The following is a 599-nucleotide window of genomic DNA, read 5'->3' as shown; positions in this document are numbered from 1 at the left end:
TGTTCGGCGGAGGACTGGCCGAGGCCGGCCTCGGTGCCCTGGGTGGCGGGGCCGGCGGTCTCGTCGGCGCCGGGCAGCGGCGGCAGGCCCTCGTCGGCCTTGGGCGCCATCTCCGCGGCGAGATCGCGGCGACGCGTCGGGCGCGACCAGACGACGTTGTAGCTGCCGTCCTCCTGGCGGAACGCCGAGATGTAGAGCGGCGCGGCCAGGCTCGGATCCTCGATCTTGCCGTTGAGAAACGCCTCGCCCGTGCCGTTCGAGAACAGCTCGAACAGCGCGCCGACCTGCACCCACGCCCGCGACGCCGACAGCGCCAGAACCTCGAACTTGGGCGCCTTCGGATTGGCCGAGTGCACCTCGCGCAGCGCAACCGTCATGGCGATCGTCAGCGTCGCGATCTTGCCGACGAAAATGCCGGCGTCATTCTGCTTGATCGAACCGATGTTCATGGGAAAGTCTCCTGGAAGCTGGTCTCGAACACCGTGTCCGAGCCAACTTCCCCCTTCCCCACTCCCCTCCTCGGCCGTTCGGCCGAGCAGGCGCGCAAGCGCCCATCCGAGCGCCGCCAAAGCGGCCTCGGGACGAAACTCGTTGGGCGC

General features: G+C 69.3%; 1 protein-coding gene. It reads right to left on the bottom strand.

The genetic code is table 11. The features are described 5' to 3' along the window. Nucleotides 1–449: DUF736 domain-containing protein (locus L3X40_RS22080; protein ID WP_237367466.1), on the bottom strand; the 449-nt coding region annotated here is incomplete at its 3' end. Between the last annotated feature and the right edge of the window lie 150 nt (nucleotides 450–599).

It is taken from the genome of Rhizorhapis sp. SPR117 (genome assembly GCF_021742065.1).
Note: the sequence above shows the minus strand (reverse complement) of the source record. Positions and strands in the feature narration are given on the sequence as shown.